Origin of the sequence: Streptomyces thermoalcalitolerans, from assembly GCF_039525155.1 — a bacterium.
GTDB classification, from domain to species: Bacteria; Actinomycetota; Actinomycetes; order Streptomycetales; family Streptomycetaceae; genus Streptomyces; species Streptomyces thermovulgaris.
This window is the reverse complement of sequence record NZ_BAAAHG010000079.1, coordinates 1-14875: the sequence shown is the minus strand read 5'-3', so window position 1 is coordinate 14875 and position 14875 is coordinate 1. Positions and strand designations below refer to the sequence as shown.

At 72.0% G+C, this 14875-nt stretch carries 13 protein-coding genes and 1 pseudogene; 4 read left to right on the top strand and 10 right to left on the bottom strand.

The annotated features are described in order from the left end of the window. From ABD224_RS27445 to ABD224_RS27420, 6 genes and pseudogenes are all read right to left on the bottom strand, one after another. Positions 1-154: pseudogene (locus ABD224_RS27445) on the bottom strand (ABC transporter permease); the annotation flags it as partial. Positions 155-255: 101 nt separating this feature from the next. Then, positions 256-1164 (bottom strand): glycosyltransferase family 2 protein, encoded by a 909-nt coding sequence (locus ABD224_RS27440; protein WP_344054669.1) that lies wholly within the window; start codon positions 1162-1164, stop codon positions 256-258. A 5-nt stretch (positions 1165-1169) separates the two neighbouring features. Continuing rightward, the gene (locus ABD224_RS27435) at positions 1170-1952 is read right to left on the bottom strand and encodes a CDP-alcohol phosphatidyltransferase family protein (protein WP_344054667.1); all 783 of its coding nucleotides are present in this window, start codon (positions 1950-1952) and stop codon (positions 1170-1172) included. Continuing rightward, positions 1930-2991, bottom strand: a complete 1062-nt coding sequence (locus tag ABD224_RS27430) for an iron-containing alcohol dehydrogenase family protein (protein WP_344054665.1) — start codon at positions 2989-2991, stop codon at positions 1930-1932. Before ABD224_RS27430 ends, ABD224_RS27435 begins: the two co-directional genes overlap by 23 nt. After that, positions 2979-3731, bottom strand: coding sequence for a phosphocholine cytidylyltransferase family protein (locus ABD224_RS27425; RefSeq protein WP_344054663.1), 753 nt, complete (start codon positions 3729-3731; stop codon positions 2979-2981). Before ABD224_RS27425 ends, ABD224_RS27430 begins: the two co-directional genes overlap by 13 nt. Further along, a complete protein-coding gene (locus ABD224_RS27420; RefSeq protein ID WP_344054661.1) occupies positions 3728-5569 on the bottom strand; it encodes a DUF5941 domain-containing protein in 1842 nt (613 codons plus the stop codon). The genes ABD224_RS27425 and ABD224_RS27420 overlap by 4 nt, the downstream gene beginning before the upstream one ends. Positions 5570-6456: 887 nt before the next feature. On the opposite strand from ABD224_RS27420, the gene ABD224_RS27415 reads away from it, so the two are divergent. Together ABD224_RS27415 and idi are read left to right on the top strand one after the other, a co-directional pair. Next, positions 6457-7395, top strand: coding sequence for a cation diffusion facilitator family transporter (locus tag ABD224_RS27415; protein WP_344054659.1), 939 nt, complete (start codon positions 6457-6459; stop codon positions 7393-7395). A 302-nt stretch (positions 7396-7697) separates the two neighbouring features. After that, on the top strand, positions 7698-8288 hold the full coding sequence (idi, locus tag ABD224_RS27410; protein ID WP_344054657.1) for an isopentenyl-diphosphate Delta-isomerase: 591 nt from the start codon (positions 7698-7700) through the stop codon (positions 8286-8288). A gap of 56 nt (positions 8289-8344) precedes the next feature. Here the strand turns inward: idi and ABD224_RS27405 are convergent, their stop codons facing one another. Both ABD224_RS27405 and ABD224_RS27400 read right to left on the bottom strand, forming a co-directional pair. Continuing rightward, positions 8345-8845: an ATP-binding protein gene (locus tag ABD224_RS27405; protein ID WP_344054671.1), complete on the bottom strand. Its 501-nt coding sequence runs from the start codon at positions 8843-8845 to the stop codon at positions 8345-8347. Between the two features lie 213 nt (positions 8846-9058). Then, positions 9059-9658 (bottom strand): HdeD family acid-resistance protein, encoded by a 600-nt coding sequence (locus tag ABD224_RS27400; protein ID WP_344054655.1) that lies wholly within the window; start codon positions 9656-9658, stop codon positions 9059-9061. 98 nt (positions 9659-9756) lie between these two features. Between ABD224_RS27400 and ABD224_RS27395 the strand changes: the two genes are divergently transcribed. Beyond that, positions 9757-10518, top strand: coding sequence for an enoyl-CoA hydratase/isomerase family protein (locus ABD224_RS27395; protein WP_344054653.1), 762 nt, complete (start codon positions 9757-9759; stop codon positions 10516-10518). Between the two features lie 105 nt (positions 10519-10623). Here the strand turns inward: ABD224_RS27395 and ABD224_RS27390 are convergent, their stop codons facing one another. After that, positions 10624-11259 carry a DJ-1/PfpI family protein gene (locus ABD224_RS27390; RefSeq protein WP_344054651.1) on the bottom strand — a complete coding sequence of 212 codons (636 nt, stop codon included), beginning with the start codon at positions 11257-11259 and terminating at the stop codon, positions 10624-10626. A gap of 73 nt (positions 11260-11332) precedes the next feature. Next, on the bottom strand, positions 11333-12292 hold the full coding sequence (locus ABD224_RS27385) for a GlxA family transcriptional regulator (RefSeq protein ID WP_344054649.1): 960 nt from the start codon (positions 12290-12292) through the stop codon (positions 11333-11335). A 316-nt stretch (positions 12293-12608) separates the two neighbouring features. Between ABD224_RS27385 and ABD224_RS27380 the strand changes: the two genes are divergently transcribed. Continuing rightward, positions 12609-14875 (top strand): Tex family protein (locus ABD224_RS27380; RefSeq protein WP_344054647.1); only part of this gene is annotated, 2267 nt, incomplete at its 3' end.

Here is a 14875-nt window from a genome sequence, read left to right as displayed (position 1 = left end):
GCCGCCGCCACAACTGGCGCACATACTCCGGCAGGGAAGGACGGGCACCGCTGACGGACAGACCGTACTTGTCGGCGAGCTGCCGCGCCGTGAGGCCCTCGTCGGACGACGGGGCCTTGTCCAGGGCGACGCCGTCATGCGTTGTCTCACTCACAGGTGGAAACTTTCGTCTTCGAGATGCGCACCCAGCACGGATGTCCGGGCGGGGCACGAGCACCGGCCGGACGGGCCGGGCGCTCCCGGGGAACGAGCTTGTCAGATGACCGGTGGCCGGCCCAGTCGGGTGAGTCGCCACACCGTACGCCATCGCATGGGCCGGCGCGGTCCGCAGGGTGTGGTCCAGCCCTCCTTGAAGCCGCCGAACCAGGCCTTCAGGGCCGGCCGGGAGGGGCGGCGGACGAGGGTGAGCAGCAGCCACACCCCCAGGTAGACCGGGATGAGAGGGACCGGGAGGTTGCGGCGGGCGAGCCAGACGCGGTTGCGGGCGACCATGCGGTGGTAGACCGCGTGCCGCGAGGGCGCGGTCGTGGGGTGGTGCAGCACCATGTCGGACCGGTACTCGATCATCCAGCCCGCGTCCAGGGCCCGCCATGCCAGGTCGGTCTCCTCATGGGCGTAGAAGAATTCGTCCGGCAGGAGGCCGACCTCCGCGAAGACCCGCGTCCGTACGGCGTTGGCGCCGCCGAGGAAGGTGGTCACCCGGGAGGAGCGCATCGGGTCCGAGGCACGCAGCCGCGGCACATGGCGGCGCTGGGTGACGCCGGTGTCCGGGTCGGCGATGCGGAAGCTGATGATGCCGAGCCGGTCGTCGGCCGCGAAGGCCTGGCGGCACAGCTCGGCGGTGTCGGTGCGGGCGAGCAGGCCGTCGTCGTCGAGGAACAGCAGGATGTCGACGTCGCTGCCGGCCGGGCCGAAAGCCTCGATGCCGGCGTTGCGGCCGCCGGGGATGCCGAGATTCTCGGGCAGCTCCACCGTCCGTACGCCCTCGGGGACGTCCGGGACGGGCGAACCGTTGCCGACGACCACCACCTCGATGGGGTCGCCCTCCTGCTTGGCGACCGACTCGAGCAGGGCCCGCAGTTCCTCGGGGCGGTTGCCCATGGTGATGATCACGGCGCCCACTTTGAGCGAAACTTCGGGCGAACCCTTGGGCGAAGAGGTCATGCCGCTCACCTCAGCCTGCTGGACGCGAGAATGGACACCAGGTGCAGAAGCGTCTGCAGAAGCGCGATGCCGGCCAGGACCGCGATGCCGAGCCGGGTCCAGAACAGGCCGCCGCCGGCGATCAGGTCGCCCACCGCGACCAGCAGGATGAACAGGCTGGCCTCGACACCGCCGACCAGGCGGTGGAACTTCAGCGCGGCGGCCGCCCTGCGGGCCAGGGCCAGGCCAAAGGAGCGGGGCACGGCCGCCTCGTCCCTGGCCGCCGGCAGTCCGCTGCGGGCGCGGGCCACGTCGACCAAGTCGGTCTCGGCCTTGATCAGGACGGCACCGAGCGCGGCCAGGGTGCCGAGGAACGCCCACAGCCACTGCGGGCCCCCGGTGCCCCCCAGGTCGGCGCCGCGCAGTCCGAAGCCGGCCAGCAGGGCCGCCTCGGACAGGTAGTGGCCGACGCGGTCCAGGTAGACACCGGTGACGGAGGTCTGGCCGCGCCAGCGGGCGATCTCCCCGTCGACGCAGTCCAGCAGCAGATAGACCTGGATCAGCACGGCGCCGAGCAGGGCGCCCGGCAGGCCCGGCACGAGCAGGGCCGCGCCCGCCAGGACGCCCGCGACGACCATCAGGCAGGTGAGCTGGTTGGGCGTGATCCTGGTACCCACCAGGCAGCGGTCGACCCGCAGGGACACCTCCCGCATGTAGAGGCGGCCCGCCCAGTGCTCACCGCTGCGCCGGTCCTTCACCCCTTCGGGGTGCACGACCGGTCGTAGTTCAGCTACCGATGGTCTTGACATAGTCGAGGTAGAGACCCTTGATCTGGTCGGACGTGAGGTCGAGGTGTTCGAGGATCGTGTAGCGGCCGGGCCGGGTCTCCGGGGCGAACTCCACCACCCGGACGAACTCGTCCACCGTGAAGCCGATGTCCGTGGGCAGCACCGGCAACCCGTGCCGGCGCAGCACCGTGGCCATGGCGGCCGACTCCTCATGAGCCCCGCGCAGGTACATGGCGAAGGCGGCGCCGATGCCGCACTGCTCGCCGTGGCTGGCGGCCCGCTGGGGGAACAGCAGGTCGAAGGCGTGGTTGATCTCGTGGCAGGCGCCGGAGGCAGGCCGTGAGTCGCCCGAGATCGACATGGCGATGCCGGTGAGCACCAGGGCCTCGGCGAGCACCTGCAGAAAACCGCTGTCCTCGATGCTGCCCGGGTGGCGCAGGACGGCCTCGCCCGCCTGACGGGCCATGGCCGCGGCCAGACCGTCGATCTTCTCGCCGTTGACGCGGTGGGACAGCTCCCAGTCCGCGACCGCGGAGATGTTCGAAACGGCATCACCGATGCCCGAGCGCACGAACCGCGCCGGGGCGTCACGGACCACATCCAGATCGATGAGGACCGCGATCGGGTTCGGCACACCGTACGAGCCGCGGCCCGCGTCGTTGTCCAGGGTGGCCACCGGGGAGCACAGGCCGTCGTGGGAGAGGTTGGTGGGCACCGCGACCAGGGGCAGACCGATGCGGGCCGCGGCGAACTTCGCACAGTCGATGATCTTGCCGCCGCCCAGGCCCACCACCGCGTCGTAGTGGCCGCCCTTCATCTCCCCGGCCAGGCGGACCGCCTCGTCCAGGGTGCCGCCGCCCACCTCGTACCAGTCCGCACCCGGCAGCGAGAGAGCGATCCGCTCCCGCAGCCGGGCACCGGAACCGCCACTGACCGCGACGGCCAGCCGCCCCGAGTGCGAGATGCGCTCATCGGCGAGCACTCCCGCCAGATTGTCCAGTGCACCGGGCCGGATCTCCACCACCACCGGCGAGGGAATCAGCCGGGTCAGTACTGGCACGCGATCTCACGCCCCTTGGCGAGATCGTCGTGGTTGTCGATCTCCACCCAGCTGACCTCCCCGATCGGCGCCACATCCACCCGGAAGCCCCGGTCGACCAGCTCCTGATAGCCGTCCTCGTAGTACAACTGCGGATCCCGCTCGAAGGTGGCCTTCAGCGCGTCGGCCAGCTCCTCTGCGGCCTCGCGCTCGATCAGGGTGACCCCGATGTACTCCCCGGTGGCCTCCGCCGGGTCCATCAGCTTGGTGATCCGGCGGACCCCCTTGTCCGGGTCGACGATCACCTTCATCTCCTCCTCGGCCAGCGGCTTGACCGTGTCCAGGGCCAGAATCACCTTCCGGTCGCCGCCACGGGCCTCCAGCAGGGTCTGCTCCACCGACACCGGGTGCACCGTGTCCCCGTTGGCCAGGATCACGCCCTCCTTCAGCGCCTCCCGGCCGCACCACAGGGAGTAGGCGTTGTTCCACTCCTCGGCCCGGTCGTTGTCGATCAGAGTCAGCTTCAGGCCGTACGTGCGCTCCAGCTTCTCCCGACGCTCGTACACGGCTTCCTTGCGGTAACCGACGATGATCGCCGCCTCGGTCAGGCCTATCTCGGCGAAATTGCCGAGCGTGAGGTCCAGCACCGTCGGGCCGTCGGCCGCGCCCTCCGGCCCCACCGGCACCAGCGCCTTGGGCAGGCTGTCGGTGTAGGGGCGCAGACGCCGTCCAGCGCCGGCCGCCAGCACAAGGCCGATCATGCGGGTTCTCCTTCGTCGTGTACGGCGGGCGCGCCTCTCAGATGAGAGGTCACCCAGAAGTGGATGCTCTCGGCGAGCACGACCAGGGCCACGGCCACGGCGAGCACCGTGAGCGCGACCGTGAACTGTGTGGCGGTGAGCAGCGCGGCCAGCACGGTGACGAGCAGCGTCCGCCCTTCCTGCCCTCCGATGGCGCGCACCAGCCAGGCCGGCGGCGCTCCGGCGTTGCCGCGGATGCGGTACACCGTGTCGTAGTGATGGTAGGCGACGGCCGCGACCAGCCCGAAAGCCGCGGGAAGCGCTCCGGGCACGTCCGCTTCGGCGGCCAGGACCAGGACGGTGCCGTATTCGGCGGCGCGGAAGAGCGGGGGGATCAGCCAGTCGAGGGAGCCGGTGAGGGGCCGGGCGAGGGCCAGGCCCGCGAGGAGGGCGTGGCAGACGGCGGCCACGACGACGCTCCAGTGCCCGCCCAGGAACAGGGCGCAGGCCAGGACCGCCACGCCGAGCACGGCCGGCAGCAGCGGGGTGTACCGGAGTGCCCGGGCACCGGGCAGTGCGGTGGCGAGGGACGCGAGCGGTCCGTTGTCCGCCAGGTCCGCCAGCGCCAGCGCCGCCCGGTCGGTGCGCCGTGCCGTGCGGGTCACCGACCGCAGGACCCGGCCCGCCGTGGTGTACGCCGCCGCGAAGGCACAGCCGATGAGCAGCGCGGAGAAGGTGATCCTCGGGGTGGTGGCCGCGGTGAGGACCGCGATCATGGCCCAGCGTTCGCCGATGGGCAGGACGATCATCCGGCGTACCCAGACCGTCCAGCCGACCCTGTCCAGTCTCTCGGAGAGGGCGGCGGTGGGGCTGGTGTTGGCCGCTTCTCCGGCGTTCGCCTCGTTGAAGGAGAAGTCGACCACGTGCCGGCAGGTCTGCAGGACCATGGCGCCCAGGGCCAGGGCCCATACGTCGTCGCCGCCGCGGGCGGCGCCGAGGGCGAGGCCGGCGTAGTAGGCGTACTCCTTGGCCCGGTCGAAGGTGGCGTCCAGCCAGGCGCCGAGGGTGGAGTACTGCAGCGAGTAGCGGGCGAGCTGGCCGTCGGTGCAGTCCAGGACGAACGAGGCGATGAGCAGCACGCCGGCGGCGATGAACCCGCCACGGGTGCCGGTGGCGGCACAGCCGGCCGCCACGAGCGCGGTGAGCAGGGAGGCGGTGGTGACCTGGTTGGGGGTCAGACCGCGGCGGGCGCACCAGCGGGCGATGTAGCGGGAGTACGGGCTGATGAAGAAGGTGGTGAAGAAGCCGTCGCGGGCCTTGACGGCCGACTTCAGGCGTATGGCCTCGTCGTCGACGGCGTCGACGGCCTGCCGTGTCTCGTTGCGGGACTGGGGGTCGTCGGGTACGGCGGCGACGAGGCTGCCCAGCTCGGGGCGGTGCACCTCGGCGCCGTCGGCCTCCAGGGCGGCGGCGATCCGGTCGGCGAGGCTGTCGAGGACGGTGGGGGCACCGCCCTGCTCGCGTGCGGTCGAGGACCGGGGGGAGGTGCCGCCGGCGGCGGAGTTCTCGCGGGCCATCGCGCGGATCAGCGCCTGGCGGCCGGCCGGGCGGGCGGTCACCGCGCCGGGGATGGCGGCGAGCGGGAAGCGGGGGTCGGTCAGGCCCAGGCGCAGGGCGTGCAGATGGCCGACGAACCGGGCGTCGACGACGGCGACCCGCTGATCGGCGGGCACCTGGGCGAGCAGGGCCTCGGCGTCGGAGCCGTCGGCGGCGATCCGCACGTCGAAGCCGAGGGACCGCAGATCGTTCTCGAGCGACGATCCGGGGACCGGCTGACCGGTGAGGATGGCGGTCGACAACCGAACTCACTCCCTGGGTACCGACGCGTCCGCGCCGGTCGTGTGCGTGGTGGGGCGCCGCCGGCCTGGGGCACTCGAGCGGCACCGGCAGAGGCTATCGGATACCGGGAAGTGCTCGCCCACCGCACCGTTCACCGGCCGTGCACGGGCCGCTCACGTGGTCCGGCGTGAGCCGTTCGCAGGGGCCGGCGCGGCCTTCGCCGCGATCATCATCGGTGATCCGGGGCCCGGGTCACAAACTCCGCGCTCCCGGAGCGGGTGTCCCTCGCACATCGGAACGGATGCCTCATTCATCCGTGTCAATTCATCCGTGTCAACGCGTCACCGTGCGCGGGCGGCCCGTGTCGTCCCGTCCCGGCCTGTTGTCCCGCTTTGTCGTCCTGCTTTGTCCCGCCCGGAGCAGGACGGCCGTGCCATGGCTTGCCCGGGCATGGCTGCCCACCGGCGGGACAGGGCGCTTTGAGGCACATGGGGGCGCGGACCAGGGCGGAGGCCGGGGAACAGACGGTGCGTCCTCTTCCCCTTCTCGTCCCCCTCCCTGTTCCCCTTCTCGTTCCCCTCCTCCGCGGCCGTTCACGGCAGCCCCGATGTGGGACTCGTCACGGAAGGACTCCCCGTGCGCTCCGGCGTCCCCGTACGACGAGTACGACGAGACCGAGCACCGGAAAGCGACCGGCCCGGGCGGCGGAGCGGGGTACCCGGCAGGGTCTCCCCGGCAGGGCGGGACCGGTCGCCGCACCATGGCGCCCGAACCGCGCGACACCCTGCCCCTCGAGCTGTTCTCGCAGGTCAGGGCACATGACAACGGTGTTCAGTGCCGCGTTGCCCCATACCCCCCTCCCGTAGTTCACTGTGGTCCGGCGGAACGAGGAAAGGCGGTCGGTCACATGGGTGCCGGTCATCACCACGGGCACGCGCACGGTGCCAGGGCCACCGGCACAGCGGCGGCCTCGCACCAGGGCACTTTGCGCATCGCGCTGTCGATCACGCTCACCGTGATGGTGGTGGAGATCGTCGGCGGTCTGCTCGCGGACTCCCTCGCGCTGATCGCGGACGCCGCCCACATGGCCACCGACGCCCTCGGCCTCGGCATGGCCCTGCTGGCCATCCACTTCGCCAACCGTCCGCCGAGCCGGCACCGCACCTTCGGCTACGCCCGCGCGGAGATACTCGCCGCGCTCGCCAACTGTCTGCTGCTGCTCGGCGTCGGCGGCTATGTGCTCTACGAGGCGGTGCAACGGTTCTTCACCCCGGCCGGCACCCAGGGCGGGCTGATGATCGTGTTCGGCGCGGTCGGCCTGGTCGCGAACGTGATCTCCCTGATGCTGCTGATGCGCGGCCAGAAGGAGAGCCTGAACGTGCGCGGCGCCTTCCTGGAGGTGGCCGCGGACGCGCTCGGCTCGCTGGCGGTCATGGTCTCGGCGGCGGTGATCCTGCTCACCGGCTGGCAGGCCGCCGACCCGATCGCCTCCCTCGCCATCGGCCTGCTGATCGTGCCGCGCACCCTGCGGCTGCTGCGCGAGACCCTCGACGTGCTGCTGGAGGCGGCGCCGCGGGACGTCGACCTGGACGAGGTACGGGCGCACATCCTGGCCCTGGACGGTGTGGAGGACGTCCACGACCTGCACGTCTGGACGATCACCTCGGGTCTGCCGGTGCTGTCCGCGCACGTGGTCGTCCGCTCCGGTGCCCTGGACGCCATCGGTCACGAGAAGCTGCTGCACGAGCTGCAGGACTGCCTCGGCGGCCACTTCGACGTGGAGCACTGCACCTTCCAGCTGGAGCCGAGCGGGCACGCGGAGCACGAGGCCCGGCTGTGCCACTGACGGCCCGCGGGGACCACTGCCGGCCCGCGGAGACCACTGACGGCCTGCGGGGCCCGGGGGGTTCCGGGCGGGTCCGGGCGGCTCCGGGACGATCCAGATGGGTCCGGTCGGTTCCGGATGGATCAGGGAGGGTCAGGGATGGTCAGGGTGGGTCAGGACGGTTCCGGGCGGGTCCGGGTGGGCACGCTCACCCACTGGACCCCTCGCCGTGCCGTACGGGACATGCGGGGGTGCCAGGAAGCGCCAGGAGTGCCGGTTTCGTACGGCAGACTTGGGCTCGAGGACCGAGGCGAAGGATGGGTATGCCGATCACACCTGCCACCGCGAAGCACAGCTCGTCGAACGGCACCGCGGATGCGATCATGCTGGAACTGGTCGACGAGGACGGCGTGACGACCGGCATCGCGGAGAAGCTCTCCGTCCACCGGCCGCCGGGCCGGCTGCACCGCGCCTTCTCGGTCTTCCTCTTCGACGACCGCGGCCGGCTGCTGCTGCAGCAGCGGGCGTCGGGCAAGTACCACTCCCCCGGTGTGTGGTCCAACAGCTGCTGCGGCCACCCGTACCCCGGCGAGGCGCCCATGGCGGCGGCGGCCCGGCGGACGTACGAGGAGCTGGGGACCTCCCCGTCGCTGCTCGCCGAGGCGGGCACGGTGCGCTACAACCACCCGGACCCGGAGTCGGGACTGGTGGAGCAGGAGTACAACCATCTCTTCGTCGGCCTGGTGCAGTCGCCGCTGCGGCCCGACCCGGAGGAGATCGGGGCCACGGCGTTCGTGACGCCCGCCGAGCTGGCGAAGCGGCAGGCGGAGGGCACCTTCTCCGCCTGGTTCCCGACCGTGCTGGACGCGGCCCGGCCCGCGATCAGGGAGCTGACGGGAGGCGCCGGCTGGTGAGCCGGTGAGCCCCGGCCGGCGGGGACGTGCGGCGGTCCGGGGAACCGCCGGGACTATCATGCGGGTTTGAGCGGCAGGGCGACCCAGATCACCTTGCCGCCGCTCGCCGTGTGCTCGACGTTGCAGACCCCGTCGGCCTCCCGGGCGATCTCGGTGACCAGGAGCAGCCCCCGGCCGCCGGTCTGCCCGTGGTCGGCCTCCAGGGCGGTCGGACGGTAGGGGTGGTTGTCCTCCACGGACACCCGCACCCACTCGGCGCCGACGGCGACCTCCACGGCGAGCATCGGCGACAGCAGCGCCGCGTGCCGCACGGCATTCGTGACCAGCTCGGACACGATCAGCAGCAGCCCGTGGACCAGCTCGTCCGAGGCCGGAACGCCCTGGCGCAGCAGCAGGTCCCGGACCGCGTGCCGGGCCTGCGGGACCGAGGCGTCGACAGCGGGCGCGGTGAACCGCCAGACTCCCTCGTACGGAAGAGGATCCGACGGCCTGCCGTCCCAAGGTGCCCCCGCGCCGCCTTCTGGGCGTGGGCCGTACCCGCGCCCGTGGTTGTCCATTGTCCGGTCGCCACCCTCGCGCTCGATTGTCACCACACGTCGAGTGTTGGTAACGCAGCGCTCTCCGCCCAAGGACTGAACACAAGTCAGCGTGTTTCTAGCGCTTTCCGACCGTTGGCGTATGACTCGGTCACGTGTGGGACCGCTCCTGCCTTGTCCGCGCTGCTTTCGCGAACTCTTCGGGTTGTACGGTCCGCGTGCCGCCGTGCACGGTCACGACAGGTCACGGGCCGCCTGGTCGGAGACCATGCCGACGACACGGCGGCCGCCGAAGCCGGTGGCGACCAGGCCGAGTCCGTCGAAGAGGAGGGCGAGGGAGATGAACGCGCCGATGACGTACTGGCTGCTGCTCGGCCAGCCGGCCAGCACCAGGACGCCCAGCAGCAGGTAGAAGAGGCCCAGCAGGAGTGTCCAGCCGAACCGGGGGCCGCGGACGACGGCGCTGCCGACCACCCGGAACAGGCCGCCGGTGAGGAACAGCAGGGCGGCGAACATGGTGAGCGCGGCGGCGGCCTCGTACGGGTGGTTGATGATCACGACTCCGGCGGCGATGTTCAGGGCGGCGACGATGACGCCGAGCCAGAAGAAGCTGGAGCCGCGGGACCGGACCGCGTGCACCAGCCCGATGAGACCGCCGATCAGCAGCAGCCAGCCGAACAGGAGCATGGAGGTCAGGGTGACGGCGGCCGTGTAGACGAGTCCGACGAGTCCGGCGGCCACCAGCAGTGTCCCGAGTCCGGCGAGCCAGCCGAAATCACGGCGCATCCTCGCCGTCCCACTGCGGGGCGTGCGGGACCTGGTGAGCCTGGCCATCGGCGCCTCCTTGCTGCCGCGCCCCCGATCCCCCGCTTCCCTCTGGTCCCCCTCCCCCCCTCGGTCAAACGCCGACCGGGATCGCTACGATCCGGCGCATGGAGCCGCAGCTGCTGCACGACGTCGCCGACGGGGTCGCCACCGTCGTCGTCCACCATCCGGCCAAGCGCAACGCGATGACGGCCGCGATGTGGCGGGCGCTGCCGCCGCTGCTGGAGGAGCTGGCGGCGGACCCGGACGTACGGGCCCTGGTGCTGACGGGCGCGGGCGAGACGTTCTGCGCGGGTGCCGACATCTCCGCCCTGCGCGACTCCCCCGAGAAGGCGCAGCAGCTGTCGGTGCTGGCCGAGGAGGCTCTCGCCGCGTTCCCCAAGCCGACGCTGGCGGCGGTCCGCGGATACTGCGTGGGCGGCGGCGCCCAGCTCGCCGCGGCCTGCGACCTGCGGTTCGCGGAGGAGGGCGCGCTGTTCGGCGTGACACCGGCCAAGCTGGGACTCGTCTACCCCGCCTCCTCCACCCGGCGTCTGGTGTCCCTGGTCGGCCCGGCCACCGCCAAGTACCTTCTCTTCTCCGGCGAGTTGATCGACACCGAGCGTGCGCTGCGCACGGGGCTGGTCGACGAGGTCCTGCCCGAGGGCCGGCTCGCCGAGCGGATCGCGGAGTTCACCCGTGTCCTCGTCTCCCGCTCCCAGCTGACCCAGGCCGCGGCCAAGGAGTTCGCCGACGGCCGCACGGACCGCGAGGCCCACTGGAGGGAGCAGGCCCGCGGCAGCGGCGACGCCGCGGAGGGGGTCGCCGCCTTCCTGGAGCGCCGCGCGCCGCGGTTCTCCTGGACCGTGCGGCAGGCGGCCGTGCGGTAGGCCGGGCGTACACCGGGCTCCGCTTCAGGACCTCACTTCACCAGGACCTCACTTCACCAGGGCCTCACCTCAACCAGGACTCCACTTCACGAAGGAGCGGCGACCTCACTTCACGAAGGAGCGGATCTCGGCACGGGCCTTCTCGACGAGGTGCGCGGGAGCCTTGTCCGGGGATCCGGCGTCATAGGGCGGCTGCGGGTCGTACTCGATCATCAGCTGGACGGCCTGGGCGTGTTCGTCGCCCGCGATCCTGCCGAGCAGGGTCAGGCCCATGTCGATGCCGGAGGAGACACCGGCGGCCGTGACGTACTTGCCGTCGACGACCACCCGTTCCCCCGTGGGCTCGGCGCCGAAGCGCTTGAGCCAGTCCAGCGCCAGCCAGTGCGAGGTCGCGCGGCGGCCGTCCAGGAGTCCGGCGGCGGCCAGCAGCAGTGAGCCGGTGCACACGGAGGTCGTCCAGGTGCTGGTGGCGTCGGCGGTGCGCAGCCAGTCCAGCAGGGCCTGGTTCTCCATCTGCGCCGTCTGGCCGGGGCCGCCGGGGACGACCACGATGTCGGGGCTCGGGACCTCGGCGAAGGCCGCGTCGGCCGTGAGTGCGAGATGCCCGGTGTCGGTGCGGACCGGGCCGGTGCGCTCGGCGACGAAGACGGTCTCGGCGCCGGGGAGGCGGCCCAGGGTCTCGTACGGGCCCACGGCGTCCAGAGCGGTGAAACGGTCGAAGAGGACGACGGCGATCTGCACGGGACTTCCTTCGGTGAGTGGCGGGTGAGGCGGGTGCCGGTCGGTGGTTGTCAGGTGGCCGGGTCGGGGGATGTCAGCTGACGGGTGCGGAGCGGAACCGGCGCCGGTACTCGGCCGGACCGGTGCCGAGCGCCCTGACGAACGCGCGCCGCATGGCTTCGGGCGTGCCGTAGCCGCTGGCGCGGGAGATCTCCTCGATGCCGTCGGCGGTGTCCTCCAGCAGCCGGCGGGCGTGTTCGAGACGGACCCGGTCGACGTAGCGGCCGGGGGTGATGCCGGTCTCGGCCCGGAAGGCGCGGGCGAAGTGGCGCGGTGAGAGCCGGGCGCGTGCGGCCAGCGCCTCGACCGACAGATCGGCGTCCGGATGCTCGGTGATCCACTGCTGGACGTCCCGCAGCGGCGCACGGCGGGCGGTCTGGGCGGCGAGCTGGGCGCTGAACTGGGCCTGGTTCCCGGGCCGGCGCAGGAAGACCACCAGATGGCGGGCGACGGTGAGGGCGGTGTCGCGGCCCAGGTCCTCCTCGACGAGCGCGAGGGCGAGGTCGATGCCGGCGGTCACCCCGGCCGAGGTGGCCACCGGGCCGTCGCGCACATAGATCGGGTCGGCCTCGACCCTGACGGCGGGGTGGTCACGGGCGAACTTCTCGCAGTACGCCCAGTGGGTGGTGGCCCGCCGGCCGTCCAGCAGCCCCGCCTCGGCCAGCAGAAGCGCCCCGGTGCACACCGAGACCAGCCGGGCCGCCCGCGGCCCGTGCCCGCGTATCCACTCGACCAGCCGGGCGTCCGGCCGGCGGGTGCCCCTGCCGCCGGGGACCAGCAGCGTGTGCGGCGCGGGCGCCTCGGCGAGCGGGCCGTCCGGGACGAGGCCCAGCCCGCTGGAGGTGCGTACGGGCCCGCCGTCCAGCGAGGCGGTGCGGATGCGGTACGTCCCCGGGACGGCCTCCTCCGCACCGGCGAACACCTCCAGGGGGCCGGTCACGTCCAGGCTCTGCACACCGTCGAAGAGGACGACGAGAACGGTTCGCTGCGCCATGCCCCGATTCTTGGTGCCCGGTCCTGTGGCCGCAACGACGGATTTCCCACCTTTTCTGCCATGCGCCCACCGGCCGCCGCGGCGGCTCGGGACCGCCGGGGCCGCCCGTTCCCGGCCGTGGCTCCGATGTCCCCGCGCACGGTCCGGCACGGACGCGGCACGGACGGCGGACTCGGCCCGTACCGGGCGGCGGCGGGCGGAGCGGGAGATCCGGAGCGGGAGATTCGGCGCGACGCGGTGGCGCCCTGGGCACCGGTTGTCGGCGGAGCCTGTCAGAATTGCGGCGCACAGTGGAGCAAGAAGGCGGTACGGGAACGTGACGACACCCCTCACAGGGTCCATCGAAGGCAGGATCGCCGAGGAGCTCGGCGTACGGGAGCGGCAGGTCAAGGCCGCCGTGGAGCTGCTGGACGGCGGCTCGACGGTGCCCTTCATCGCCCGTTACCGCAAGGAAGCGACCGGGATGCTCGACGACGCGCAGCTGCGCTTGATCGAGGAACGGCTGCGCTATCTGCGGGAACTGGAGGAGCGGCGCGCCGCGATCCTGGAGTCGGTGCGCGAGCAGGGCAAGCTCACCGAGGAGCTGGAGGCCCGGATCCGCAGCGCCGAGACCAAGGCGCGGCTGGAGGACATCTACCTGCCGTACAAGCCGAAGCGGCGGACCAAGGCGCAGATCGCGCGGGAGGCCGGGCTGGAGCCGCTGGCCGAGGGGCTGCTCGGTGATCCGAGCGTCGAGCCGCTCGCCGCGGCGGCGGCGTTCGTGGACCCGGAGAAGGGGGTGGCCGATCCCCAGGCCGCGCTCGACGGGGCCCGGGCCATTCTCACCGAGCGGTTCTCCGAGGACGCCGACCTGATCGGTGAGCTGCGCGAGCGCATGTGGGTGCGCGGACGGCTGGTCTCGAAGGTGCGGGAGGGCAAGGAGGAGGCGGGCGCCAAGTTCGCCGACTACTTCGACTTCGCCGAGCCGTTCACCGAGCTGCCCTCGCACCGGGTCCTGGCCCTGCTGCGCGGCGAGAAGGAGGAGGTCCTCGAGCTCGTCCTGGAACCGGAGGAGCCGACGGACGGCCCGTCGTCGTACGAGGGGATCATCGCCCGTCACTTCGGCATCGCCGACCGCGGCCGGCCCGCCGACAAGTGGCTGCAGGACACGGTCCGTTGGGCCTGGCGTACCCGCATCCTCGTCCACCTCGGCATCGACCTGCGGCTTCGGCTGCGCACCGCCGCCGAGGACGAGGCGGTGAACGTGTTCGCGGCCAATCTGCGCGATCTGCTGCTGGCCGCCCCGGCCGGCACACGCGCGACGATCGGCCTCGACCCCGGGTACCGCACGGGGGTGAAGGTCGCCGTGGTCGACGCGACCGGCAAGGTCGTCGCCACGGACGTCATCCACCCGCACGTTCCGGCCAACCGCTGGGACGAGGCGATCGCCAAGCTGGCCCGGCTGGCCCGGGAGCACGCGGTCGAGCTGGTCGCGATCGGCAATGGCACGGCCTCCCGCGAGACCGACAGGCTCGTCGGTGAACTCATCGCCAGGCACCCGGAGCTGAAGCTCACCAAGGTGGTGGTCTCGGAGGCGGGCGCGTCGGTGTACTCGGCCTCCTCCTACGCCTCCCGGGAACTGCCCGACCTGGACGTGTCGTTGCGCGGTGCGGTCTCCATCGCCCGCCGGCTGCAGGACCCGCTGGCCGAACTGGTCAAGATCGACCCCAAGTCGATCGGTGTCGGTCAGTACCAGCACGACCTGTCCGAGGTGAAGCTGTCCCGTTCGCTGGACGCGGTGGTCGAGGACTGTGTGAACGGCGTCGGTGTGGACGTCAACACCGCGTCCGTGCCGCTGCTCGCGCGGGTCTCCGGCATCACCTCGTCGCTCGCGGAGAACATCGTGGCGTACCGGGACGCCAACGGGCCGTTCACGTCACGGGCGCAGTTGAGGAACGTCCCGCGGCTCGGTCCGAAGGCGTTCGAGCAGTGCGCGGGCTTTCTGCGCATCCGCGGCGGCGACGACCCGCTGGACGCCTCCAGCGTGCACCCGGAGGCGTATCCCGTCGTCCGCCGGATGGTGAAGACCACCGGTCAGGAGGTGGCCGCCCTCATCGGCAACACGAGCGTGCTGCGCTCGCTGAACCCGGCCGACTTCGTGGACGACACCTTCGGTCTGCCGACCGTCACCGACATCCTCAAGGAGCTGGAGAAGCCGGGGCGCGACCCGCGGCCGGCGTTCCGGACGGCCGCCTTCAAGGAGGGCGTCGAGAAGATCTCCGACCTGTCGCCCGGGATGATCCTGGAGGGCGTCGTGACGAATGTGGCCGCGTTCGGCGCTTTCGTGGACATCGGCGTCCACCAGGACGGTCTGGTGCATGTCTCGGCGATGTCGCGGACGTTCGTCAAGGACCCGCGGGACGTCGTCAAGCCGGGGGACATCGTCAAGGTGAAGGTGCTGGACGTCGACATTCCGCGCAAGCGGATCTCGCTGACCCTGCGCCTGGACGACGAGGCGGTGTCGCAGGACCGGCAGGGCGGTGGCGGTGAGCGCGGCCGGCGCGGCGGACGCCCGCCGCAGCAGCGCCAGGGCCGCGGCGGCTC

Coding starts and splice junctions, on each gene's coding strand:
- ABD224_RS27440 (WP_344054669.1), bottom strand. CDS start 1,164: ATGACCTCTTCGCCCAAGGGTTCGCCCGAAGTTTCGCTCAAAGTGGGC.
- ABD224_RS27435 (WP_344054667.1), bottom strand. CDS start 1,952: ATGTCAAGACCATCGGTAGCTGAACTACGACCGGTCGTGCACCCCGAA.
- ABD224_RS27425 (WP_344054663.1), bottom strand. CDS start 3,731: ATGATCGGCCTTGTGCTGGCGGCCGGCGCTGGACGGCGTCTGCGCCCC.
- ABD224_RS27415 (WP_344054659.1), top strand. CDS start 6,457: ATGGGTGCCGGTCATCACCACGGGCACGCGCACGGTGCCAGGGCCACC.
- idi (WP_344054657.1), top strand. CDS start 7,698: ATGCCGATCACACCTGCCACCGCGAAGCACAGCTCGTCGAACGGCACC.
- ABD224_RS27405 (WP_344054671.1), bottom strand. CDS start 8,845: ATGGACAACCACGGGCGCGGGTACGGCCCACGCCCAGAAGGCGGCGCG.
- ABD224_RS27400 (WP_344054655.1), bottom strand. CDS start 9,658: ATGGCCAGGCTCACCAGGTCCCGCACGCCCCGCAGTGGGACGGCGAGG.
- ABD224_RS27395 (WP_344054653.1), top strand. CDS start 9,757: ATGGAGCCGCAGCTGCTGCACGACGTCGCCGACGGGGTCGCCACCGTC.
- ABD224_RS27385 (WP_344054649.1), bottom strand. CDS start 12,292: ATGGCGCAGCGAACCGTTCTCGTCGTCCTCTTCGACGGTGTGCAGAGC.